Origin of the sequence: uncultured Pedobacter sp. (assembly GCF_913776295.1) — a bacterium.
In the GTDB taxonomy this organism is placed as follows: domain Bacteria; phylum Bacteroidota; class Bacteroidia; order Sphingobacteriales; family Sphingobacteriaceae; genus Pedobacter.
On record NZ_CAJYOJ010000056.1, the window covers coordinates 30,912 to 54,014 of the forward strand.

Consider the following 23,103-nt stretch of genomic DNA (forward strand, 5'->3'; position numbering starts at 1 on the left):
TTTTGTATTTTTTAAATATTTTCCTATATTAGAATCACCAACAAAAAATCACCCTAATTTTTTATTAACCAGCTTAAATAACTGCTTATGAAAATTTGGTGCGTATTGTTGACGGCTCTTTCTCCCTATTATTTACTTTCCAAAAACCATTTGTTTTTTGGTATATCTACATTATCCGGTAACCGGTTACGTCAAGTAAATATCTTAAAAAATTTATTATTATGTAGCCATGCCACGGTAATCAGGTGGTTTGCCTATCTGTATCATACTTTCCTGAATGGAGGCAGGCATGCATTAAAGACTTTAACTGTTGCATTTGTAATGATTGGATTTATGGCAAACGCCCAAACCAATACCCAGGAAACAGATATTCGTGATATTTTGGAAAGTATGGCAGAGAACCTGCCCGATGATTATGACATGACCGAGTTGGTCGATCTGCTGGAAAGATATCGTAAACACCCGATTAACCTGAATAAAACTTCAGTTGAAGAATTAAATACTTTGGTCTTTTTATCACCCTTGCAGATTGCCAATTTCTTTACCCACATCAAAGAAAATGGTCCGCTTGTAGATGTGCTTGAATTACAGAGCATTCCTGGCTTTGATGTTAAAACAATTCAAAATCTACTTCCATTTGTGACATTAACCAATACCACTGATTATCAGCAAATCAATTTAAAAAACCTGATCCAAGCTGGTGAAAATGATCTGATGATGCGTTTAGCACAAACCTTACAAAAACAAAAAGGCTTCACCGATTTACCTGGAAACCGTTACTTAGGTCCACCGGAAAAATTTCAGATGCGGTATCGGTATCAATATAGTTCAATTCTATCAGCAGCGTTCACTTTAGATAAAGATGCAGGAGAAAAATTTCTTGGCAAACCTTTCGATTTTTATTCTGGTAACATCGCGCTATTTAAACTGGGCAGGTTAAAAAAATTGGTAGTTGGCGATTATACACAACAATTTGGCCAGGGATTAACTTTATGGTCGGGTTTTTCTTTTGGCAAAGGGCCTGATGTGACCAGCGTAGCCAAAAAAGATTTGGGCTTAAGGCCTTATAACTCTACCAACGAATATTCATTTTTCAGAGGTGCCGCCGCAACCATTAATTTATTCAAAAATGTTGATATAACGCCATTTGTTTCGTTCCGCAATCTTGACGCAAGTCAGAAGTTAGATGCCGATGGAAATTTAGTTCAGTCTACCATCAATCAAACTGGTTTGCACAGAACGCCTACAGAACTGAAGAATAAAGGTGCTTTGGCACAGACTGTATTGGGTACTACCGTTCAGTACAGTAACGAAGATCTCACTATCGGCGCAATTGCCTACCATACCTATTTTAGGAGTCGTTTTATTACACAGACGGCAGCTTACGACCGATATAGTTTTACGGGGAAATCTTTAACCAATCTGGGATTATTTTATAATTATACCTATAAAAACATGTACCTCTATGGCGAAGGAGCTAAAGGTTTAGGTGGAGGCTTTGCTTATATTAACGGGGTATTGATGAGTTTGTCATCAGCAGTTTCTGCAGCTTTAACCTATCGTAATTATGCCAAAGATTACCATAGTTTCTTCAATCAGGCAGTATCCGAATCGAGTGAAGCCGTAAACGAAAGAGGATTATATGCGGGTTTAAATGTTAATCCAAATAAACATTGGGCATTTTCTTTTTATGGCGATTTGTTTAGGTTTCCCTGGTTAAAATACCGTATTAATGAACCTTCAAAAGGTTACGAAGTTTTAGCGCAAGCCGTTTATATGCCCAGCAAAACCTTTAAAATTTTACTTCGGTTTAAATCAGAAAAAAAGCAACAGAACACTGATCTCGATGTACCTGTAAAGTTTCTAGACGATGTAAAAAGAGCAGGATACAGGGCAGAAACAAACTGGCAATTGAGTAAGAAATGGCACTTTCAAAACCGCATCGAGGTTTCGCAATATAAGAAAGGAGGTGCGAAAAGGGAATTGGGATATCTTATTTATCAGGATGTAAACTATTCGCCAATGTTTGCCAAGCTAAGTGGAAATGTACGTTTTGCCTATTTTAATACGCCGGGCTACAACAGTAGGATTTACGCATATGAAGATGACGTTTTATACAGTTTTGCTTTTGGAATGTACAGTGGAAAAGGTTTCAGAACCTACCTCAACATAAGATATGATATCATCAAAAAGCTCAATTTGTGGTTTCGATATGGCTTGTTTATTTATCAGGATGTACAAACAATAGGTACTTATCTGGACGAGATTAAGGGCAACAGGAAATCGGAAGTTAAAATTCAGATACGCTATCAATTTTAATCCATGTTTAAGACTGAATATATTTTTGTCAGGATCCTGTTTCCTTTTATTCTGGGCATTTGCATTTTTTATTATATTCCGACATTTGCCTATATTAAATGCTTAACCATCGCTTTAGCTATTATTTTACTGAGCATTTTATTTTTAAATTTCACCTATAAAAGATTAAAAATATATCGCTACAAAGGTGCTGTTGGCTTTATCATTTACCTGCTTTTTTTCAATCTTGGCAGTTTATTTTGCCTGCTCAACAACGAAAGATTAAATCAACATTACTTTGCAAAAACCAAATGCGATTATTTTAAAGTTTGGGTAAATAGTGAACCTCAGCAAAATCATGAAATCGTGCGCTTTACAGCGGAGGTAACTGCCGGTTATCAAAAAAATAAGCTGATGAGGTTATCGGGCAAAATGCTGCTTAATGTAAAGTTGGACAGTCTAAAACCTATCAGGATAAAGTACGGCGATGAAATGATAATCTCGGTTAGATACACGGAGATAGAACCTCCGTATAATCCTGCAGAATTTAACTTTAAGGCCTGGCTCGCTAATCAGAATATCTATCATCAGGCATTTATAGATCAGGATCATATTGCTGCTACCAAAAACAATGTTGGTAATCCATTGATAAAAATAGCTTTAAGCATAAGAGACAGGCAAGTATCAAGATATAGAATTTTAATTAAAAGTGACGAAGCTTTTGCTGTGGCCTCTACCCTTATTTTGGGATACCGGGCGGATTTAAGTAAGGAAACTTTATCAGCTTACGCCAGAACGGGAACCATTCATGCTTTATCGGTATCCGGGGCACATGTTGCAATTATTTACGTGGTTTTGGATTTTATTTTTTTCTTTTTAAATAAGAAACGGGCGTTGAGAATGATAAAATTACTGCTCATCTGCACTTTGATCTGGGGATATGCCTTGCTGACCGGACTATCGCCCTCCGTAGTCCGTTCGGCCATCATGATCAGTATTTTAATAACAGCCAAAGTTTTATCGAAGCAAACCAACAGTTATAATGTATGGGCATTTTCAGCATTTTGTCAACTCGTTTACAATCCGTTTTTAATCTGGGATGTCGGCTTTCAACTCTCCTACCTTGCCGTATTTGGATTAATTTATCTCCAGCCTAAAATCTACAAACTTATCTACATTGAGCGTTTTTGGATAGATAAATTGTGGAGTTTCACATCCATGTCTTTAGCGGCACAAATTGTCACTTTTCCATTAAGTATTTATTATTTTCATCAATTTCCCCTTTACTTTTTACTTGCCAATCTTTTCATTACTATCCCATTAATATTGATGATGTATCTGGGAGTTGCTGTATTGATCCCATCACTAAGGTTTCTGGCCCCGGTTTTTGAATGGATCATCAATTTTACGAATGCAGGGCTAAACTGGATTGCCAATTTGCCCTATGCCAGCTTCTCATCAATATGGATTAATCTGCCTGAATTTATATTATTGAGCCTTTCGCTTGGCATTTTTATCTATGCGTTGATAAAACTTAATAAACAACTCTTGTTTTCTTCGTTATTTTTACTTGTCGGTTATCAACTTTTGATTGTAAGCGATGACCTGAAGGTTTTCAAGCAGCGGAAAATCATTTTCTTTGCCCTGAGGAAAAATTATGCGACTGCATTTATTAATGGAAGAGAAGCTGTTTTAGTTTCAGATTTAACTACTGAAGATAAAAATTACACGTTTTCCGTTGAGCCGGCATTATTGCAATTGCAAATAGATAAAATACGAATGATCAGTTTAAAAAAAGATACTGTTTTAGGAAACTTTGCATTAAATAATAATCAGATTGTATTCTTTCAATATAAAATACTCTTAGCTGATGAAAATCTGAATAACAAAGAGGTAAATGGAAAGGCTAATTTTTCTAGCATCTGGATAAGTGGAAATACAAAATTTAATGTAGCTAATATACACCCGGATATTAAATATGAAACGGCAATCATAGATGCCACAAATAAAGATTATCAAATTCAGATCCTGAAAAAAGAAATGGAGAATAATAATATGGATGTTCATATTTTAAAGAAAAATAAAGCATATTTGGTGCAACTAAGCCAATAACATGGAAAATCTGGTTTTATATCAGGTTGCTGAAAGAATAGCAACGATAACAATCAACAGGCCTGAAAAAAGAAATGCACTGAACCCTCAACTGGTTGCGGAATTAACCTCGGCATTTATAAGGGCATCAGAAGATGACCTTGTAAAAGTGGTCATATTAAATGCAAAAGGCGACGCGTTTAGTGCGGGTGCAGATTTAGCCTATCTTCAGCAATTACAGCACAATACATTTGAAGAAAATGTTGCTGATTCCAATCATCTAAAAAAACTGTTTACAACTATTTACTACCTTCCAAAGGTGGTGATTGCCCAGGTAGAGGGACATGCTATTGCCGGTGGCTGTGGTTTGGCAACCATATGTGACATTATTTTTGCTACCCCTGAAAGTAATTTTGGCTATACAGAAGTGAAAATTGGCTTTGTACCTGCCATAGTTTCCTGTTTTTTAAAGCAGAAGGTAAGCGAGTCCATTGCTAAAGAAATTTTACTCACCGGAAAAACTTTCTCTGCCGAGCAGGCATTAAAATATAATTTGATAAATTTTGTAACAAATTCATCCGAGATTCATCAAAAAACAAGAGAATTTGCACTAAGTTTGTGCACGGAGAGTTCGGGCAATTCATTAATGATTACCAAACAGCTGATCACCCAAACTGTTAATCTGCATTTAGAAAAGAGTTTGGAAACCGCCGTACATATTAATGCGAGAGTAAGAGAAAGTGATGATTTTAAGAGAGGAGTTTCCTTATTTTTAAAAAAAGAAAAAATTAATTGGTAAATAACTTAACAACAATAAAAACATGTTCAAATCAATCAAAACCAGCATTGTAGCTTTAATCTTAGTGAGTACAGCTATAATTGCCCATGCACAAAAAAAAGTTGCCGAAGGTACTTTGGTGTTTGCAGTAACTGCAAATGGTACAACAACTGACGTTAAAACTAAATTTAATGGCAGCTTAACCAAAATAGAAATTGAAAATGGCCCTGCCCTAGTTAATATCATTTCGAATACTGCGGATAAAACAGGATTATTATTGATTGATGTTCCGGTAGCTCAAAAACAGTTTGCAGTAAAGGTGAGCAAAGCTGAAACAGAAGCACAGGAAGCCTTGATGCCAAAATACTCTGACTATAAAGCCACTGGCGAAAAACAGACAATCGGAGGATTTAGCGCAGAAAAATATACCTATAAAGACGATAAGGGCGGAGCGCACGAATTATGGGCTACAAAAGACGTTGAAATTCCAGCAATTACAACTGGTGGGCTCTTCAAAGGCTTGGGTGCACTTCCGGTTAAATATTCGGCATTAATCAACGGTGTAAATTCGGACCTGGTTTTAAAATCTCTTTCTGAAGCCAAAGTAGGTGCTATTAACACCGAGGTTCCTGCCGGTTACGAAGTAGTAACGATGGAAGATTTGAAAGCCATGCAAGGTGGTGGTGAATAATTAGCCAATTCAAGGTAAATTACAGCTTTTTAACCGCAGGCTTTTTATTTAAATTAGCCCGAAAGTTAAAAAGCTTTTTTATGTCCAAAAATTATATATGATTAAAAGATTATTATTCAGATTATCAATTGCTTGTATAGCATTTTGTTCTCTAATTGATGCAAAAGCTCAAAATATCAACTGGGCAAAAGACGGTAATTCTTACTATCAGATTGCAAATGGAGAAATTATTTCGGTTGCCCTCCCAAAAAACGATAAAAAAACAATTATATCCAGGGCGCTGTTAACACCTGCCGGACAAGCTAATGCTATTGCTGTAAGGAGTTTTCAACTGTCTGATGATGGTACAAAAGCACTGATTTACACCAACAGTAAAAAAGTTTGGCGTTACGATACCCGTGGTGATTATTGGCTTGCTGATTTAACCGCTAACAAGATTACACAGATCGGAAAAGATAAACCGGCCTCATCGTTAATGTTTGCCAAATTATCGCCTGATGGAAGTAAGGTTGCTTATGTGAGCAAACACAATTTATACGTAGAAAATATTGATGGTACTGAGACCAGGGCTTTAACTACGGATGGCACAGAACGAATGATTAACGGTACTTTTGATTGGGTTTATGAAGAAGAATTTGATTGCCGTGACGGTTTTAGATGGAGCCCGGATGGTAAATCTATTGCATATTGGCAATTGGATGCCACGAAGATCAAAAATTTCCTGATGATCAACAATACCGATTCTATTTATCCATTTACCATTCCTGTTGAGTATCCAAAGGTGGGCGAAAATCCTTCCGCCTGCAAAGTCGGCGTAGTTGATATTGCAACAGCCAAAACAAATTGGCTGAATGTTCCAGGGGATAATATCCAGCATTATATTCCACGTATGCAGTGGGTACCGAATAGCAACAATATCATTTTACAGCAGCTTAACCGTGAGCAGAATGAGAGCATTGTATTTATCTGTAATGCAGCCACAGGATCGGCGAAAGCTGTTTATACCGAAAAAGCCAAAGCCTGGATTGATGCGCAGGACGAATGGAAATGGTTAAATGACAATAAAGAATTTACAATTGTATCAGATAAAGATGGCTGGAACCACCTGTACAGGATTAGTTTGGATGGAAAGAAAGAAACCCTGGTTACAAAAGGCGACTATGATGTAATTGATGTAAAATTAATCGATGTAAAAAATAACCTGGTTTATTTTATGGCCTCACCAACAAATGCAACTCAGAAGTATCTTTTTAAAACCAAATTAGATGGCAAAGGTAAGCTGGAACAGGTTACGCCATCTGTTCTGCCGGGCACACACAATTATGATATTTCACCTAATGCTGCTTTTGCACGCCATTCATATAACAGTTCGGTTGTTAGATATATTACCGAGTGGATGAACTTTACCAGCGGGAATCCATTTACAATGGATGGAAGCATCACAACGCAACTGGCTAAACAACCGGCAAAGAAAAACAAAGTTGAGTTTTTTAAAGTAACTACCGAAGATGGGATTGAAATGGATGGTTGGATGAAAAAGCCTGATAATTTTAATCCGGATAAGAAATATCCTGTGGTATTTTATGTTTATGGCGAGCCTGCAGGCGCAACAGCTTTGGATGTTGACGGCGCAGGCACAAATCATTTATATGATGGCGATATGGCTAAAGATGGTTATATTTATATTTCAATGGATAATAGAGGCGCTCCCGTTCCTAAAGGACGTACCTGGCGTAAAAGCATTTATAAAAATATTGGGGTAATCAATGTACACGATCAAGCGATGGCCGCTAAAAAATTATTGGCCACCCATGCTTATATGGATAAAGACCGTGTGGCTGTTTGGGGCTGGAGCGGAGGCGGTTCTTCTACCTTAAACCTGATGTTCCAATATCCTGAAATTTATAAAACAGGTATTGCTATTGCAGCGGTTGGTAATCAGCTCACTTATGATAATGTTTATCAGGAACGATATATGGGTACACCTTTTCCAAGCAAGGAGGCCTATATTAAAGGTTCGCCGGTTACGCACGCTAAAAATTTAAAAGGTAATCTGTTATATATCCATGGTACGGGCGACGATAATGTGCATTACCAAAATGCCGAAATGCTGATTAATGAATTAGTTAAAAACGGAAAGGTTTTTCAATTGATGAGTTATCCAAACCGAACCCATAGCATTTCCGAAGGTGAAGGAACCAGTAAACATTTATCTTTAACTTATACTAAGTTTTTAAAAGAAAATTGCCCTCCGGGAGCAAGATAACCAAATTTCAAAGCAGCTTTAGGGCTGCTTTTTTTATGCAATAAACCTTTGAATCAGCATGGCGGTTAAAATGGCGATACCAAAGCTTAACAAAGTTCCAATCAGTACATATTCGGTTAGTTTAAGATCGTGTTTTTCTTTTAAATCACCGAACCGGAATATGGATTTCGCTGCAAGTAAAAAACCAACGGCCTCAAAATGATTGGTAAGAATAAACAGAAAAATCAATGTCCTTTCCAATATCCCGATGTATTTACCTGCATTCTCCAATGATTTTGGGCTGTCAGGCTGATTATCCGGAATCCATTTGGCAATAATCACTTTCATGATAATCGATGTAGGCAGGGTTAAAAACAAAGCACCTGAAAGGAGTACCCAGATATGCTGATCATTAAATAAGCCAATATTCAAACTTCCTTTGTAGAAAAGATGCCATACCGCCACAATTGAGCTAAAATGCAAAACCTGATCAACAAAAAACAGTATCCGGGCATTTTTATGGGTTTGAAAGATGGATTTTAATGCATCAATAATCAAATGGATTACCCCTATCGTTAATGCCGTTTTCCAAACATTAAAACTTAAAAAAACAACAAATATCAAAGCTACATGTATCACCACATGTAAATAGAGCCTGCTTGATTTTAATTTTTTTCTTTCCTTATCTTTTACCCAGGCATCTGGCTGTAAAAAGAAATCTCCGATCAAATGGGCAAGAATAAGTTTGATTAAATAGATATCCATTATTTTAAAATCATTTGTTTCAGTTTTTTACGGTAAATCCTGTCCATTTCCATAATTTCGGTGTAATGCGCCCTTTTTAATGCCTCACTTACAGACGATTGTGTTCGGCCTGAGATAGCTGCCAGTTCACTCTGTAACAAATCATTATTTTCCAATGCCAGTTTTACCATTTCGGCAGCTACAACGCCCCAGCTATCCATCGCAATCAGCGATAACTTGATTAAAACGTTAATTTCTTCGTCAAAATCAATAGAATCTGTTTTAACCGCCAAATTGACTTTGGCCTGTTTTAAACTGTCAAATGCCGCTCCGGAATACACAAAAGCGTCGCCACTGGATTCTGAAAGTTTTTTACGCTTATTTTTTAGTGTCCCGATTCCAATTCCCATCCTTACGTCTGCAGGTTTATTTACCTTAATACACGCTTTTAAATAGGCTGCGGTTCTGATGGCATTTTCTGGTTCTATTTCCAATTGAAAACTATCCCCGCGATAAATTTCCCATTTACTACTATGATCAGAAACAACTTTTAAGGCCGTCTTTAGGTCTGATAACCAGCTATCTTTAATCTTCCTGGAGCCTATAATATCACCTGTTATAATACAAATCATCTTACAATATCGAATTTATTATTTACATTTTAAAATAATATCGGCTAATTAGCCGATATTTCTATTTATCGGGTATTTAGCCGATATTTTAAATTATCGGGTATTTAGCCGATAATCATCTAAAACTAATCATTAATTTTATTGTTTAATAGCTATGGCATTAATAGAATTTACGAAAAGAGGGATCTACTGTAAACAGGGCAATTTTTATGTAGACCCCTGGTGGCCTGTAGATTATGCCGTAACTACACACGGGCACAGTGATCATGTGCGCTTCGGAAATAAATATTACCTCTGCCATACGTTAACCAAACCCATCATCAAACGCAGGATCAGTGAAGATTTAAATGTAGAAACACTCGAGTATGGAGAAAGCATTACCCGTAATGGCGTTAACATTTCTTTTTTTCCCGCCGGACATATTATTGGCTCTGCACAGGTACGTTTGGAATACAAAGGCGAAATTTGCGTCATCTCTGGTGATTATAAGATTGAAGATGATGGCATCACCACACCATTTGAACCTGTAAAGTGCCATTCTTTTGTTTCTGAAAGCACTTTTGGCCTGCCGGTTTACAAATGGCAAAAGCAGGAAATTGTTTTCAAAGGAATCAAGAACTGGGTTAACGATAACATCAATCAACAGAAAACAAGCGTACTAATTGCCTATAGCTTGGGCAAAGCCCAGCGTTTGATTAAAAACCTGGCTGGCGACACCCCTATTTACGTACATAACAGCATTGCCAACCTTAATGAGGTGATTATAGAGGCTGGTGTACATCTTCCGAAAACCATTAGAATTACACCCGAAACCACAAAAGATGAGTTACAGAAAGGAATTGTAATTGTACCACCAGCGATGCGAGATAGCCGATGGATCAAAAATTTATCACATCCGGTTACCGGCATATGCTCTGGCTGGATGCAGGTAAGGGCGCATCGCCGCTGGCAAAGTGCTGATGCCGGTTTTGCCCTGAGTGACCATGCAGACTGGCCAGGTTTAATGGAGGCCATTACCGCAACAGGTGCCGAAAAAGTATATGTTACCCATGGTTTTACAGCTGCCTTTAGCCGCTTTTTAAATGATGAAGGAATAGAGGCTGCAGAAGTTTTAACCAGGTTTGGCCAGGAAGATGACGAAGAAAACAAAGTTGATTTAGCCGAGCAAAACGAAAATAAATAGCCATGAAACGTTTTGCAAAACTCATCCAGCAGCTCGAACTGAGCAATAAAACCAACGATAAAATCGCGGCCCTTGTTGATTATTTTAACTATGCCGACGATAAAGATAAAGTATGGGTAATTGCGTTATTTACAGGCAAAAAACCTAAAAGACCAATTAAATCAGCCTTATTAAAATATTGGGCCATAGAAATTACCCAAACACCAGAATGGTTATTCGCCGAAAGTTATGCCAATGTGGGCGATCTAAGTGAAACCATTGCTTTGCTATTGCCCCCTGCCGAAAATACATCAGATTTTCAATTGCATAAATGGATTGAAGATTTGCACGATTTAGAAGGTAAAGACGATGAAACCAAAAAAGATTTCATTTTAAATGCCTGGAACAAACTCGAAACACAGGAACGTTTTATCTTTAACAAGCTGATTTCAGGTAATTTCAGGATTGGTGTTTCCAACAAAATGCTGGTGAATGCTTTGGCCAAACAAAGCAGTTTAGATAGTGCCCAGATTATGCACAGTATCATGGGAAAATGGAATCCATATGAAATTACTTTTCACGAACTGATCAATGGCATCCATGTCAATACCGATAACTCCTGGCCTTACCCCTTTTGCCTGGCCTATGCTTTAGAGCAAGAGCCAGAAAAACTGGGTGATATTGCTGAATGGCAGGCTGAATGGAAATGGGATGGGATCCGCGGACAGATTGTTAAGCGCAACGGAGAACTTTTTATCTGGAGCCGTGGTGAGGAGCTGGTTACCGAACAGTTTCCCGAATTACATTTTATGATCGATGTTTTGCCTGATGGTGTGGTTTTAGATGGCGAAATACTGGCGGTGCAAGATAAACAGGTTCTGTCATTCAGCACATTGCAACAACGTTTAAACCGCAAAACGATTAGCAAAAAACAACTGGACGATGCACCCATAGTTTTTTTTGTTTACGATATTTTAGAATATGAAGCCCAGGATTTCAGAGAAGAACCTTTGAGTATAAGGCGTCACACACTAGAGCAGTTGATAGGCGATTTGGACGAAAGTCCGGTGATGATATCTCCCATAATCAATTGCAGCTCGTGGGAGGAGTTGGCAGATTTAAGACAAACCTCGCGTTCCATTAACAGTGAGGGTATTATGCTTAAAAAACTAAGTTCCCACTATCATAGCGGAAGAAAGCGTGGTGATTGGTGGAAATGGAAAATTAATCCCTATACGGTTGATGCAGTAATGATATACGCCCAAAAAGGAAGTGGCAGAAGGGCCAATTTCTTTACCGATTATACCTTTGCCGTTCGCGATGGTGAAAATTTAGTCACGATTGCCAAAGCCTATTCTGGCTTAACTGATAAGGAAATTAAAGAAGTAAATGCTTTTGTAAACCGTAATGCGATTGAAAAATTCGGTCCGGTACGTACCGTAAAACCTGAACTGGTTTTTGAAATTGCCTTTGAAGGAATTGCAGAAAGCAAACGCCACAAGGCAGGTTTAGCTTTACGTTTTCCACGTATATTGCGGTGGCGAAAAGATAAAAAAGCTGATGAAATTAATACTTTGGAGGACTTGAGGCAGCTATTGCAATCTACCTTATAGAGTGCCATGGCCTGTGTCCCCGCAGACCGAAGCAAAGATTTAGTTTGAACGAATTGCCCAACGTTTTTTAAACCCGACAGAAGCGGCACCCTTTTTTGTTAGATATCATTCACATTACAACAAAAAATCACAAAAAAGGTAAAGCGTATGGCGGGGCTGCTGTAACCGAAGCATTACTGTAATTGCTTTTCAAAAAAACTATAAACATATCAATATAAAATATAATTAGGAAAAGACAAAAAGAATGGACCAAACCAAAACCAAAGGTTATAAAAAGATAAAAGCCTGGTTAAAGGCAAATAAACGCAGGCCTTTTCAATTTCAGGAAGAGGCCTGGCAGTGTTATCTTAATGGCTACAGTGGTTTGGTAAACGCGCCTACCGGTTTCGGAAAAACATTTTCACTTTTTTTAGCGGTAGTAATTGAAGCTTTAAATGCCTCAGCAAACCATAATAAAAAAGCTAAAGACCGGTTACAATTGATCTGGATCACTCCCTTGCGTTCGTTGGCTAAAGATATTGCCAGGGCAATGCGGGAAACCTTGCTGGAACTGGAATTAGATTGGCACGTTGGCGTACGCAATGGCGATACCTCGCAGGCAGAGAAATTACAGCAGAAAAAATCCATGCCCGAAATTCTGCTGATTACCCCGGAAAGCCTGCACCTGCTGCTCGCACAAAAAGGTTCTTCAACACTCTTCCGAAATCTCAAGTGCATTGTGGCAGATGAATGGCATGAACTTTTAGGCAGCAAACGGGGTGTATTGGTTGAATTAGCAGTTTCGCGCATCAAAGGTTTACAAAAACTCGAAAAAGAACAGTTTTTAAGAATCTGGGGGATTTCTGCAACCATTGGAAATATTGAGGAAGCTTTAGATGTACTGGAACCCAATCTAGATGCCAAAAGAATTATTGTTAAGGCTGACCTGGAAAAGAAAATCCAGATCAAATCCATTTTACCTGATGATATTGATACCTTGCCCTGGGCGGGGCATTTAGGTTTGAAGCTAGCCTATAAGCTTTTACCCATCATAGAGAAAAGTAAAACTACCCTGATTTTCATCAATACCCGCGGACAATCGGAAATGTGGTATCAGCATTTACTGAACATTGAACCCGAACTTGCCGGACGCATTGCCATACATCATGGATCGATAGATTTCGAACTCCGCAACTGGATTGAGGATGCCTTACATACCGGACAGCTTAAAGCCGTTATCGCTACTTCATCATTAGATCTGGGTGTAGATTTCAAACCCGTTGATACAGTAGTCCAGGTCGGATCGCCAAAAGGTGTGGCCAGGTTTTTACAAAGAGCAGGACGCTCCGGCCACTCTCCTCACGAAATTTCTAAAATATATTTTTTACCGACGCATGCTTTAGAACTGGTGGAGGCGGCAGCGATTAAGGAGGCAGCAAAAACAAACAATATAGAAAGCCGTGAGCCCTTTATCATGGTATTTGATACTTTGATTCAGTATTTGGTTACCCTGGCCATAGGCGATGGGTTTAACGATAAGATCATTTATGAAGAAATTAAAAATACCCATGCCTTTAAACTTATGCTACCCGAAGAATGGACCTGGGTAATGCAATTCATTACCTCCGGAGGAGATAGTTTGAGTGCCTATACCGAATTTAAAAAGGTAATAAGGGATGAAGATGGGCTTTGGAAGGTGAAGAGCAGGCAACTGGCCATGAGGCACAGGTTACATATCGGTACCATTGTGAGTGACGCGATGTTGAAAGTAAAATTCATTTCCGGTGGTTACATTGGCATGGTAGAAGAATACTTTGTTACCCGCCTGAAGGCTGGAGATAATTTCCGCCTGGCCGGAAGGGTTTTGGAGTTTGTACAGGTGAAAGATATGACGGTTGTAGTGCGGGTGAGTAAACAGAAAAATGCCATCTCTCCGAGCTGGAATGGTGGCCGCCTCCCCCTATCATCCAATTTGGGATCGGTTTTAAGAAAAAAATATAATGAAGCACTGGATAAAAACCATCAGGATGAAGAATTAGACTCGGTCTACCCATTGTTCTTACTACAAGAAAAACGTTCTCATGTACCACAAAACGACGAATTATTGATAGAACTCATCAATAATAAAGAGGGTTTTCACCTCTTTGCATACCCTTTTGAAGGCCGTTTGGTACATGAGGTTTTGGCAGCCCTTGTTGCCTATCGTTTAAGTAAATTATTGCCCATCAGTTTTTCTATTGCCATGAACGATTACGGTTTTGAACTCTTGAGTGAAACGGAAATCCCTATGGACGAATCGATTGCCTACGAAGTTTTTTCACCTAAGAATTTAACCGAAGATATAACACATAGCATCAATTCAACTGAAATGGCAAGACGAAAGTTTAGGGATATTGCCTGCATCTCCGGACTCGTTTTTCAGGGATATCCGGGAAAATATGTAGCTAATAAACATCTCCAGTCATCTGCTGGTCTGTTTTTTAATGTTTTTAGTGATTACGACAAACATAATTTACTTTTGCGACAGGCATACGATGAGGTTTTTTATCAACAACTGGAGGAACCCAGATTGGCAGCCGCCTTAGAAAGAATCCAGGATGGAGCAATTATTATCACCAATCCAAAGAGTTTTACCCCACTGTCTTTTCCTATTAAAGTAGACAGTTTGCGTGAAAATATGAGTTCAGAAGAATTAGAACACCGGATTGCCAGAATGAAAGCCGAAGCAGAGAAAATTAAATAAAAACATTTCTTGTAACCTGTCTAAAATTAAAAGATTCTTCGACAGGCTCAGGATGATAATAGCGTAAATAAATGACCATTACAAGCCAGGGTGAAGAACTGATTTTAGATAGAGAAAGGGCTTTGTTTTTACCCAGACATCAGCTTTTAGCCATAAGCGATTTACATTTGGGTAAGTCTGCTCATTTTCGACAGGCAGGTTTGCAAGTGCCATCAACCATTGCCCAAACCGATTTACAACGTTTGAACTTATTGATTCAGCAATATCGTCCTAAAACATTACTAATCAACGGTGATATGTTTCACCATGGTTTAAATACAGATATTGATGAGTTCGCCGAATGGAGAAAGCAATATCAGGAACTTAACTTTTTATTGGTAAAAGGAAATCACGACCGGCTTTCGAACGCCAATTATGCAGCAATGAATATCGAAATACATGAACCCAGCTTTTGTTTGGGCCCGTTTTGTTTTATTCATGATGCACCAAAATGTACCGAAGATGAATTATATCCCATCAGCGGACATATCCATCCCGGTGTTACGATTGTTGGAAAGGCAAAGCAAAGGTTAAAATTCCCTTGTTTTTATTTTGGACGGGAATACGCCGTTCTGCCTGCTTTCAGCTTGTTTACAGGACTTTACAATATCTACCCCAAAACAAATGAGCGCATATTTGCAGTTACGCCAAAAAGCGTATTGCAAGTTTAAGCATGGGCATCAATTACCTGCTTCAATTGCGAAGCCTGCAAAACGCCACTTTGCCTCCATACCTGCTTTCCTTTTTTGAACAGAATTAGGGTTGGAACGCTTTGAACATTGAATGAAGAAGCGGCAGGTTGATTTTTGTCGATATCAACCTTAATTATGGACACCGAATCGCCAACCTGTGATTTTAATTGTTCTAAAATAGGCTTCATCATTTTGCATGGACCACACCATTCAGCAAAAAAATCAACCAGCACAGGTTTATCTCCATTAATTAACTCTGAGAATTTAGCCATGATATTTATCTTTATTTAGAAACAAGGAGAAGCTGGATTGGTTTTAAATGAAAGAAGTCAAGTTTAATAGCTTATGTGCTAGGCAAACTTGATTTCTTTTCTGTTTAAAAGACTAATGCCTTAAAACCCTAATATGCAATAATATGATGTATGGTTAGGCGCCTACTGGTAGTTCTGCAGCTAAAGCAGCAACCCAATCTTCAAATAAAGCCTTTTCGATTTTAATTACCTCAGCCGCATGGTTTTCCCAATCGTCAGAAAAACTAACCAGCTGGTTCATCATTTCCTCTAAATGGCCTTCTTCTTCCAGGATAATCGATTTCACATTTACCTTGCTCTTTGCTTCATCTAAAACTGCCTGATAAATTGGATATAATTCATCTGCACGAACCTCAATAGCATAAGTAACAAATAAATAAGCCGCAAATTTTAAATCATAACCAGATAGATTAAACACAGCTTTTAAATAACGACAAACTGCAATATCCAAAGCATGTAAATAATATTTGGTATGATTTGGTGATAGCAACTCGGCATTGGTGTAAGTTTTGCAAAGCGCCTCGTCAACTTTCGAAATCTGCTTTTTTAAGTAGTAGGCATGACGGTGTTCTTCTGCAGCGTGTTTAAGAACAATAAGATTTACATTTTCTTTATGCTCTGAAGCGGAAATCTTCTTCGCACCTGCATTTTCCATATATGATAAAGTATTTAACCATTTGGCATGCAACACCTTATCTGAAACTATTGATTTTAAATTTGACGCTAACATTATTGATTGTTAAACTGTTGAATTGTTTAAATTATTGTCATTATACTAGCTGAAAACCGTTAACTGAAAATTGCGAACTAATTAGATTTCCCTGTTCAAATCCCAGCTCTCTAAATAATCAGCAACCCTTCTTACAAACATTCCTCCTAATGAACCATCTACAACCCTATGATCATAGGATAATGACAAGAACATCATATGCCTGATCGCAATCACGTCGCCATGTTCGGTTTCCAAAACAGCGGGTTTCTTTTTGATGGCACCTACCGCCAAAATAGCCACCTGTGGCTGGTTAATAATCGGCGTACCCATTACGTTTCCGAAACTACCAACGTTGGTCAGTGTAAAAGTCCCCCCCTGCGTTTCGTCGGGCTTTAATTTAGAATTTCTTGCTCTTGAAGCTAAATCATTAACAGCTTTGGTTAAGCCGACTAAATTTAACTGATCCGCATTTTTAATTACCGGAACGATTAAATTACCACTTGGTAAGGCAGCGGCCATACCTATATTGATATTTCCTTTTTTAATGATCTGCGTGCCGTTAACAGAAACGTTGATCATCGGGAAATCTTTGATCGCTTTGGCAACTGCCTCTACAAATATTGGGGTAAACGTTATTTTTTCATTTTCACGCTTCTCAAAACTGTTTTTTACCTTATTGCGCCATAAAACCATATTGGTCACATCGGCTTCTACAAACGAAGTTACGTGTGGCGAAGTACTTTTGCTCATTACCATATGGTCGGCAATCAGCTTGCGCATTCTATCCATCTCAATAACTTCATCTGCACCATTAATACTTGTTGTAGAAGGTTTACTGGTAACCGGAGCTTGTGTTGAGGGCTCAGTTTGATGTGCTACAACTTCTTCAACTTGCGGAGGAGGAGGAGTTAATACCATGGTAGCCATTTTTACAGCACCGCCGTTTTTTCTGGCGATATAATCCAATAAATCATCTTTATTTAAACGTCCATCCACGCCAGAACCTTTAATGGCATCCAACTCAGCTAATGAAATATTTTCCTGGGCTGCAATACTCTTCACCAAAGGAGAGTAAAAACGATCAGATGAGCTGAAATCAGTGGTTGTTACAGGATTATTATGATCAGGTAGTTGTTCAATTCCGGGAATAGAGGCTGTATTTTCTTTTGCCACCGGCGTTTCGGTAACCGGTGATTCAGTCGCGGGTGCATCGCCGTCTTCAGTTTCAATAATGGCGATTACATCACCTACCTGGGCAACTTCATCTGCAGCAAATAATTGTTTTACCAATTTACCCGCAACAGGAGATGGAACCTCAGAATCTACCTTATCTGTCGCGATTTCCAAAATGGTATCGTCCAGATCAATAACATCTCCTGGTTGTTTTACCCATTTAATTACCGTTGCTTCTGCAACACTTTCACCCATTTTTGGTAACAATAGTTCGTATTGAGCCATATTAAATTACAGTATTTTATATTGGTAACGCTACAAAAATACAGTTTTTATTCTTTCTAAACGGTTTCTTTAAGGACATTTAATAGCATAGCTAAGGCTGAGGCAGCAGAACGTTCTATGTTCTGAATCCGTTTATTACTGAAATTAAACACCTTAGCTACCGTTTTGTGTTTTGAAGAAACTGCAATCCATACTGTACCAACCGGTTTTTCAACTGTACCACCATCCGGGCCTGCAATACCACTAACTGCAATTGCATAATCCGTTTTGAAGTGTTTAACTGCCCCTTCTGCCATTTCCGTTACTGTCTGCTCGCTTACGGCTCCAAAAGTGGCTAAGGTACTTTCTTTTACGCCCAGAATAGATTCTTTGAGTTCGTAGGCGTATGCTACTGCCCCGCCCCAATAAACAGATGAAGAGCCGGGATGTTGTGTAATTAAATGTGCAATATAACCGCCGGTACAACTTTCTGCGGTAGATAAGGTCATTCCTTTACTTTTCATTAGGTCCAGAATGGCCTTTTCCATTGGAATATCCTCATCCGTTACCACAAACCTGCTCACTTTTGAAATGATCTGTCTGGCATAGGTCTTAACCTCTCTGTCTAATTCCAATTCGTGATTACCTTTGGCTGATAAACGCAAGCGGACCTGCCCTAATTTTGGCAAATAAGCCAATTTGATATGTGATGGCAAGTGAGCTTCAATTTCCTCAATCTCCTTGGCGAGAAAGGATTCACCAATATTTGCTGTAAGGATAGTTTTGTGTACGATAAAAGGCAGCTTAAATCGCTTTTTAATTCTGGGAAGGATCTCGTCATCCATCAGGTACATCATTTCATAAGGTACACCCGGCATGGATACAAAAATGGTATTGTTTTGCTCAAACCACATACAAGGTGCCGTACCGTTTTTATTGACAATTACCTCACAACCATCAGGAACATCGGCTTGCTGTATATTGATATCCAATAGCGGACGCTTGTATTTTTCGAAAATCTGACGCACCATTTCCAATGCAGCGGCATCGTTACGGAAACCCATATCAAAATACTTTGCCAAAGTTTTTTTGGTAATATCATCTTTAGTCGGTCCGAGGCCCCCAGTAATTAAAACCAGATCTGCACGTTTTTCAGCAAGTTCGAGTGCCTCTAAAATATGCTGTTCATCATCAGAAACCGAGGTAATCTGCTTTACGGAAACCCCAATTAAATTTAACTGTTTAGCCATCCACGCAGAATTGGTATCAACGATCTGGCCAATGAGTATCTCATCACCAATGGTAATAATTTCGGCTAGCATAAATTTATCGGTATGTGTTGTAAAAACCCTGTCTTTTGCTCAATTTTAAATCCTGCAATATTGATGCCTTTACCTTTATGGTAACGGAATAACTTTTATAAGCACCGTATGGAACCCAGTTTACGCTCATATCCCAGCAATGTAAATCGCGGTAAATGGCCAAATTCATAGGGGTTAAACCATTGTTCTTAAAATCGTAACCTGAATTAAAGGTAATTTTCCATTTTGGTGTTAAGTTAACGTCACCATTAAAGTTTAAAGTATTCGAAACTGTATTAGTGTTTCCATCATTCGAATATTGAAAACTGTAAGAGAATGAAAAATTCCAGGGAATGTTAAAATCAACAAAGGCATTCGGGTCACGGCTGATTGCCGCCAATTGTTCAGATTGTATATCAGTCAATCCTTTTTTGTTAGCTGCCGCACCTAATTTGTCATTAGCCTCATTTTTACGTTTTAACGCCTCCGGATTTAAGCTGTAATCGAATGAGAAACCAAAACTGGTTAAACGTGGCAGGAATTGATTTCTTTGAAAAAATAAACGGTCCTCTCTGATTTTAATCGTTTGGCCATTTACAGTAGTATCTTTTAAAGCATATGGATCCAAGGTTCCGTTGTAATTGATACCCAATTTATCCGTAAACTGCGATCGGCCACTAAAACCAATGGTAGATAATTTATAAGATGGGGCCAGGAAATTATAGGAGCCGCTAAAACTCAAACCCTGGATAATCGGAATTTTTTTCGAGCCGGTTCCGGTTGTATCGTTTTTATTGCGCACTTTCAGCTCAACGGTATTATCTAAACCGAAGCCAATAGAGGCGTTGGGCCCACCAAACGAACCTGGCTGAGCCATACCGTCAAAAATGGAATATTTTAAGGGTTGTCCACTGGTATAAATCTGATTTCCATTCTGATCTCTTGCTGGTCTGAAAGGTCCGGCGCCAGCTTTGGTAAAATCAGGAGAATAAGAGAAAGAAACATTCGGAGTCATTACATGCCGCAACGCCTGGATTTTGCCAGCCGGATTAAAATCTCTTCTACCATAAATTTTAGTCGACATACTGGTTGACAGGCTATAACTACCAGCTCGTTTAAAACCACTAACAGTATCTTCCCTAAAAGAAAAGGTATTATCCGCATAACTGGTGTATCTTCTGTTAACACTCTGAAAATTCCAAACTTCGTTATAAGTACCTCCCAAACTAAAGTTTAAGTATTTCAATGCCGTAAAAGACATGTTTAAAGGGATACTGTGCGCAAAACCACTTCTCAAACGCTTCAAACCATCATTTTGGAACAGTAAACTATCAAAAGTATCGATACGGTTTGTGCCCTGTAAACTGTAGCCCACTGTAATTTTCTGATACCATTTTTGTTCCCCAACAGCATTTTTAGAACTAAATGGGTTAAATGTAGGTACGTTAAATGTCATTTCGGGCAACCTAAGCGATATTGCCCTGGTACTTAGTGTTTGGTCACTTGATGCCGCCAAAGAGAAATTCATACCGTTTGTATAAGCCTTCGCATAACTGATACTGCTACTTGTTGAGTTGGTAGCTATGGTATTGATATCATAAGTAGTACCGGCCGCAGTATTTCTATAATATCCCTTTCTTCCTGTTGATACCAATCTTACACTAGCGCTAAATGTTGTACCGGGATTGGCGTTGGCATTTTGGCTGTGGCTCCAGTTAATGCTGAAGTTTTTAGTCGGATTGTTAAAAGCCTCGGTGCCTTCCAAACCATCTTTAAAACTAGCGTATGCCAGATTTATATTTCCGTTAAACTTATATCTTTTGGTATAATTACTTAATAAACTGGTTTCATAAGAACCATTGGTGTAAATCGAACCCAGAAGTTTGGCATCCCAATAATCGTTCAATCCGAGATAATAACCACCGTTTTGCAAGAAAAAACCCCTTGTCGCATCTTCACCTGGTGTAGGCAGAATCACACCTGATGTTCGTTTATTCGGTTTTGGAAAAAATGCAAATGGTAGCCCCAGAAAAGTAGGAACATCTTCAATTATCATGTAAACCGGACCGGTAATAATCTGCTTCTCAGTTACCACCCCTTTTGAAATCATTAGTCCAAAATGAGGATGAGGTAGGTTACAGGTACTATACATTACGTTTTTGACGTGTAATTCATCATCTATTTGCTTTTTACTTTGCCCACCAGAGAAAAAGCCGCCTTCCTGTTCAGAAAAAACGCCATATACTTTGGCCCGGGTTGTTTCCGAATTGTAAAAAATAGAATCTGCTATGGCCGTACCTTCGGCACCCGATTTAAAGATCGGTCTCCCGGTATATCTTCCGGTTTTCGGATCTTTAACCCCACGGGCATAAATAGAATTTTGCTTTTTATCATATTTGATATAGGCCGCATCCAGCTCAAAATCACCATATACCACTCTGGCATTCCCGTATAAATAAACAATGCTTTTATCGGCACTCATTTTAACCGAATCTTCTGCTTTGTATTCCACTTTCTGGTCTATACTGCTGTTATTTTTCCCTGTCTTTTTAATAGAATCCTTTTTAGTGGTATCTTGTTGAATGATCTGTTGCAATGAAAAATGAGAAAATGCGTTAGCTTTACCAACAGCATGTGTTAATAAAATGACAGATATTAGTAAAATAGAAGTCTTGAGGGGTTTCAAATTCGTATTTGAATGTTATTTTTGCACAAATGTTTAATCAAAAACGTTCAAAATTAGTGAAAAATATACCATTGATGTATCTTAAATCCATTTTAACCATTATTATTTATTTAGCGCTATCAAATTTAATTGATAATCAGGTATTTGCACAGGGATACAAAATCAAAACAATTGTAATTGATGCTGGTCACGGTGGTAAAGACGGTGCAACCCACGGTGTATACTCGAAGGAAAAAGATGTGGCACTTAAAACCGCATTAAACCTTGGCCGCGCACTTCAGGATAGCTTGAAGGATATCAAAGTTATTTATACCCGAGAAACGGATGTATTTATTCCTTTGTACGAGCGGATCAATATTGCAAACAATGCAAAAGCCGATTTATTTATTTCCATTCACTTGAATGATATGCCTGTCAGAGTATCGAGAGTGGTAGATTATTATAAAAAAGTAAAGGGCAGAAAAGTTCCTGTTTACCGAACTATTACTTCCAAAAGTACCTCAACCAGAGGAACAGAAACTTTTGTGTCGGGAACCGGACGTTTGGGAGAGCAGGATGATGTGATCAAAAGGGAAAATGCCTCCATGTTTCTGGAAGAAAATTACCAGAAAAACTACGAGGGATTTATTGCCAACACTCCTGAAAGTGACATTATGTTATCCTTAATGAAACAAACCAATAGAGAGAGGAGTTTAAAGTTTGCTTCATTGCTTCAACAAGAATATGTTAATGCCGGCCGTATTAACAGAGGAGTACAGGAGAAAAGCCTTGCAGTACTGGCACGTGCAGCAATGCCTGCTGTATTAACAGAAATAGGTTTCGTCAGTAATCCTGAAGAAGAAGACTATATGAACTCTCCTGAAGGACAGAATGAAATTGTAAGTGGAATTGTCAGAGCAATCAAAAATTATAAACGCATAGCTGAAACGTCATTTTAACATCCTGCATG

17 protein-coding genes are annotated in these 23,103 nt (G+C 38.4%); 10 read left to right on the plus strand and 7 right to left on the minus strand.

Annotation, left to right across the window (positions count from 1 at the left end):
- Window positions 1-87 precede the first annotated feature (87 nt).
- The 5 genes from QZ738_RS11895 (at window position 88) to QZ738_RS11915 (ending at window position 8,124) form a co-directional block, all read left to right on the plus strand.
- Window positions 88-2,319, plus strand: a complete 2,232-nt coding sequence (locus tag QZ738_RS11895; RefSeq protein WP_293787782.1) for a helix-hairpin-helix domain-containing protein — start codon at window positions 88-90, stop codon at window positions 2,317-2,319.
- A 3-nt stretch (window positions 2,320-2,322) separates the two neighbouring features.
- Window positions 2,323-4,410, plus strand: a complete 2,088-nt coding sequence (locus tag QZ738_RS11900) for a ComEC/Rec2 family competence protein (protein WP_293787784.1) — start codon at window positions 2,323-2,325, stop codon at window positions 4,408-4,410.
- Window position 4,411: 1 nt separating this feature from the next.
- The gene (locus QZ738_RS11905; protein ID WP_293787786.1) at window positions 4,412-5,188 is read left to right on the plus strand and encodes an enoyl-CoA hydratase/isomerase family protein; all 777 of its coding nucleotides are present in this window, start codon (window positions 4,412-4,414) and stop codon (window positions 5,186-5,188) included.
- Window positions 5,189-5,210: 22 nt separating this feature from the next.
- Window positions 5,211-5,858 carry a DUF4412 domain-containing protein gene (locus QZ738_RS11910; protein ID WP_293787788.1) on the plus strand — a complete coding sequence of 216 codons (648 nt, stop codon included), beginning with the start codon at window positions 5,211-5,213 and terminating at the stop codon, window positions 5,856-5,858.
- A 97-nt stretch (window positions 5,859-5,955) separates the two neighbouring features.
- Window positions 5,956-8,124, plus strand: a complete 2,169-nt coding sequence (locus tag QZ738_RS11915; protein WP_293787790.1) for a S9 family peptidase — start codon at window positions 5,956-5,958, stop codon at window positions 8,122-8,124.
- A 33-nt stretch (window positions 8,125-8,157) separates the two neighbouring features.
- On the opposite strand, the gene QZ738_RS11920 is transcribed toward QZ738_RS11915, so the two are convergent.
- Complete coding sequence (locus QZ738_RS11920; RefSeq protein ID WP_293787792.1) at window positions 8,158-8,868, minus strand: DUF3307 domain-containing protein; 711 nt, start codon at window positions 8,866-8,868, stop codon at window positions 8,158-8,160.
- On the minus strand, window positions 8,868-9,479 hold the full coding sequence (locus QZ738_RS11925; RefSeq protein WP_293787793.1) for a SatD family protein: 612 nt from the start codon (window positions 9,477-9,479) through the stop codon (window positions 8,868-8,870). The genes QZ738_RS11920 and QZ738_RS11925 overlap by 1 nt, the downstream gene beginning before the upstream one ends.
- 154 nt (window positions 9,480-9,633) lie before the next feature.
- Between QZ738_RS11925 and QZ738_RS11930 the strand changes: the two genes are divergently transcribed.
- The 4 genes from QZ738_RS11930 to pdeM all read left to right on the plus strand — a co-directional run bounded on the left by QZ738_RS11930 (window position 9,634) and on the right by pdeM (window position 15,686).
- Window positions 9,634-10,662 carry a ligase-associated DNA damage response exonuclease gene (locus QZ738_RS11930; RefSeq protein ID WP_293787794.1) on the plus strand — a complete coding sequence of 343 codons (1,029 nt, stop codon included), beginning with the start codon at window positions 9,634-9,636 and terminating at the stop codon, window positions 10,660-10,662.
- A 2-nt stretch (window positions 10,663-10,664) separates the two neighbouring features.
- A complete protein-coding gene (locus QZ738_RS11935) occupies window positions 10,665-12,254 on the plus strand; it encodes an ATP-dependent DNA ligase (protein ID WP_293787795.1) in 1,590 nt (529 codons plus the stop codon).
- A 244-nt stretch (window positions 12,255-12,498) separates the two neighbouring features.
- Window positions 12,499-14,976 (plus strand): ligase-associated DNA damage response DEXH box helicase, encoded by a 2,478-nt coding sequence (locus QZ738_RS11940; protein ID WP_293787796.1) that lies wholly within the window; start codon window positions 12,499-12,501, stop codon window positions 14,974-14,976.
- 71 nt (window positions 14,977-15,047) lie between these two features.
- Window positions 15,048-15,686, plus strand: coding sequence for a ligase-associated DNA damage response endonuclease PdeM (pdeM, locus tag QZ738_RS11945; protein ID WP_293787798.1), 639 nt, complete (start codon window positions 15,048-15,050; stop codon window positions 15,684-15,686).
- Here the strand turns inward: pdeM and trxA are convergent.
- The 5 genes from trxA to QZ738_RS11970 all read right to left on the minus strand — a co-directional run bounded on the left by trxA (window position 15,683) and on the right by QZ738_RS11970 (window position 22,154).
- The gene (trxA, locus tag QZ738_RS11950) at window positions 15,683-15,979 is read right to left on the minus strand and encodes a thioredoxin (protein WP_293787800.1); all 297 of its coding nucleotides are present in this window, start codon (window positions 15,977-15,979) and stop codon (window positions 15,683-15,685) included. The genes pdeM and trxA overlap by 4 nt on opposite strands.
- A 154-nt stretch (window positions 15,980-16,133) precedes the next feature.
- The gene (locus QZ738_RS11955) at window positions 16,134-16,748 is read right to left on the minus strand and encodes a hypothetical protein (protein ID WP_293787802.1); all 615 of its coding nucleotides are present in this window, start codon (window positions 16,746-16,748) and stop codon (window positions 16,134-16,136) included.
- Between the two features lie 81 nt (window positions 16,749-16,829).
- Window positions 16,830-18,188, minus strand: coding sequence for a dihydrolipoamide acetyltransferase family protein (locus QZ738_RS11960; protein WP_293787804.1), 1,359 nt, complete (start codon window positions 18,186-18,188; stop codon window positions 16,830-16,832).
- A gap of 56 nt (window positions 18,189-18,244) precedes the next feature.
- Entirely contained in the window at window positions 18,245-19,489 is a 1,245-nt protein-coding gene (locus QZ738_RS11965; protein ID WP_293787806.1) for a competence/damage-inducible protein A, read from the minus strand.
- A gap of 4 nt (window positions 19,490-19,493) precedes the next feature.
- Window positions 19,494-22,154: a putative LPS assembly protein LptD gene (locus QZ738_RS11970; protein ID WP_293787808.1), complete on the minus strand. Its 2,661-nt coding sequence runs from the start codon at window positions 22,152-22,154 to the stop codon at window positions 19,494-19,496.
- A 74-nt stretch (window positions 22,155-22,228) separates the two neighbouring features.
- On the opposite strand from QZ738_RS11970, the gene QZ738_RS11975 reads away from it, so the two are divergent.
- Window positions 22,229-23,092, plus strand: a complete 864-nt coding sequence (locus tag QZ738_RS11975; protein ID WP_293787825.1) for an N-acetylmuramoyl-L-alanine amidase — start codon at window positions 22,229-22,231, stop codon at window positions 23,090-23,092.
- Window positions 23,093-23,103 lie beyond the last annotated feature (11 nt).

Coding starts and splice junctions, on each gene's coding strand:
- QZ738_RS11895 (WP_293787782.1), top strand. CDS start 88: ATGAAAATTTGGTGCGTATTGTTGACGGCTCTTTCTCCCTATTATTTA.
- QZ738_RS11900 (WP_293787784.1), top strand. CDS start 2,323: ATGTTTAAGACTGAATATATTTTTGTCAGGATCCTGTTTCCTTTTATT.
- QZ738_RS11905 (WP_293787786.1), top strand. CDS start 4,412: ATGGAAAATCTGGTTTTATATCAGGTTGCTGAAAGAATAGCAACGATA.
- QZ738_RS11910 (WP_293787788.1), top strand. CDS start 5,211: ATGTTCAAATCAATCAAAACCAGCATTGTAGCTTTAATCTTAGTGAGT.
- QZ738_RS11915 (WP_293787790.1), top strand. CDS start 5,956: ATGATTAAAAGATTATTATTCAGATTATCAATTGCTTGTATAGCATTT.
- QZ738_RS11920 (WP_293787792.1), bottom strand. CDS start 8,868: ATGGATATCTATTTAATCAAACTTATTCTTGCCCATTTGATCGGAGAT.
- QZ738_RS11925 (WP_293787793.1), bottom strand. CDS start 9,479: ATGATTTGTATTATAACAGGTGATATTATAGGCTCCAGGAAGATTAAA.
- QZ738_RS11930 (WP_293787794.1), top strand. CDS start 9,634: ATGGCATTAATAGAATTTACGAAAAGAGGGATCTACTGTAAACAGGGC.
- QZ738_RS11935 (WP_293787795.1), top strand. CDS start 10,665: ATGAAACGTTTTGCAAAACTCATCCAGCAGCTCGAACTGAGCAATAAA.
- QZ738_RS11940 (WP_293787796.1), top strand. CDS start 12,499: ATGGACCAAACCAAAACCAAAGGTTATAAAAAGATAAAAGCCTGGTTA.
- pdeM (WP_293787798.1), top strand. CDS start 15,048: ATGACCATTACAAGCCAGGGTGAAGAACTGATTTTAGATAGAGAAAGG.
- trxA (WP_293787800.1), bottom strand. CDS start 15,979: ATGGCTAAATTCTCAGAGTTAATTAATGGAGATAAACCTGTGCTGGTT.
- QZ738_RS11955 (WP_293787802.1), bottom strand. CDS start 16,748: ATGTTAGCGTCAAATTTAAAATCAATAGTTTCAGATAAGGTGTTGCAT.
- QZ738_RS11960 (WP_293787804.1), bottom strand. CDS start 18,188: ATGGCTCAATACGAACTATTGTTACCAAAAATGGGTGAAAGTGTTGCA.
- QZ738_RS11965 (WP_293787806.1), bottom strand. CDS start 19,489: ATGCTAGCCGAAATTATTACCATTGGTGATGAGATACTCATTGGCCAG.
- QZ738_RS11975 (WP_293787825.1), top strand. CDS start 22,229: ATGTATCTTAAATCCATTTTAACCATTATTATTTATTTAGCGCTATCA.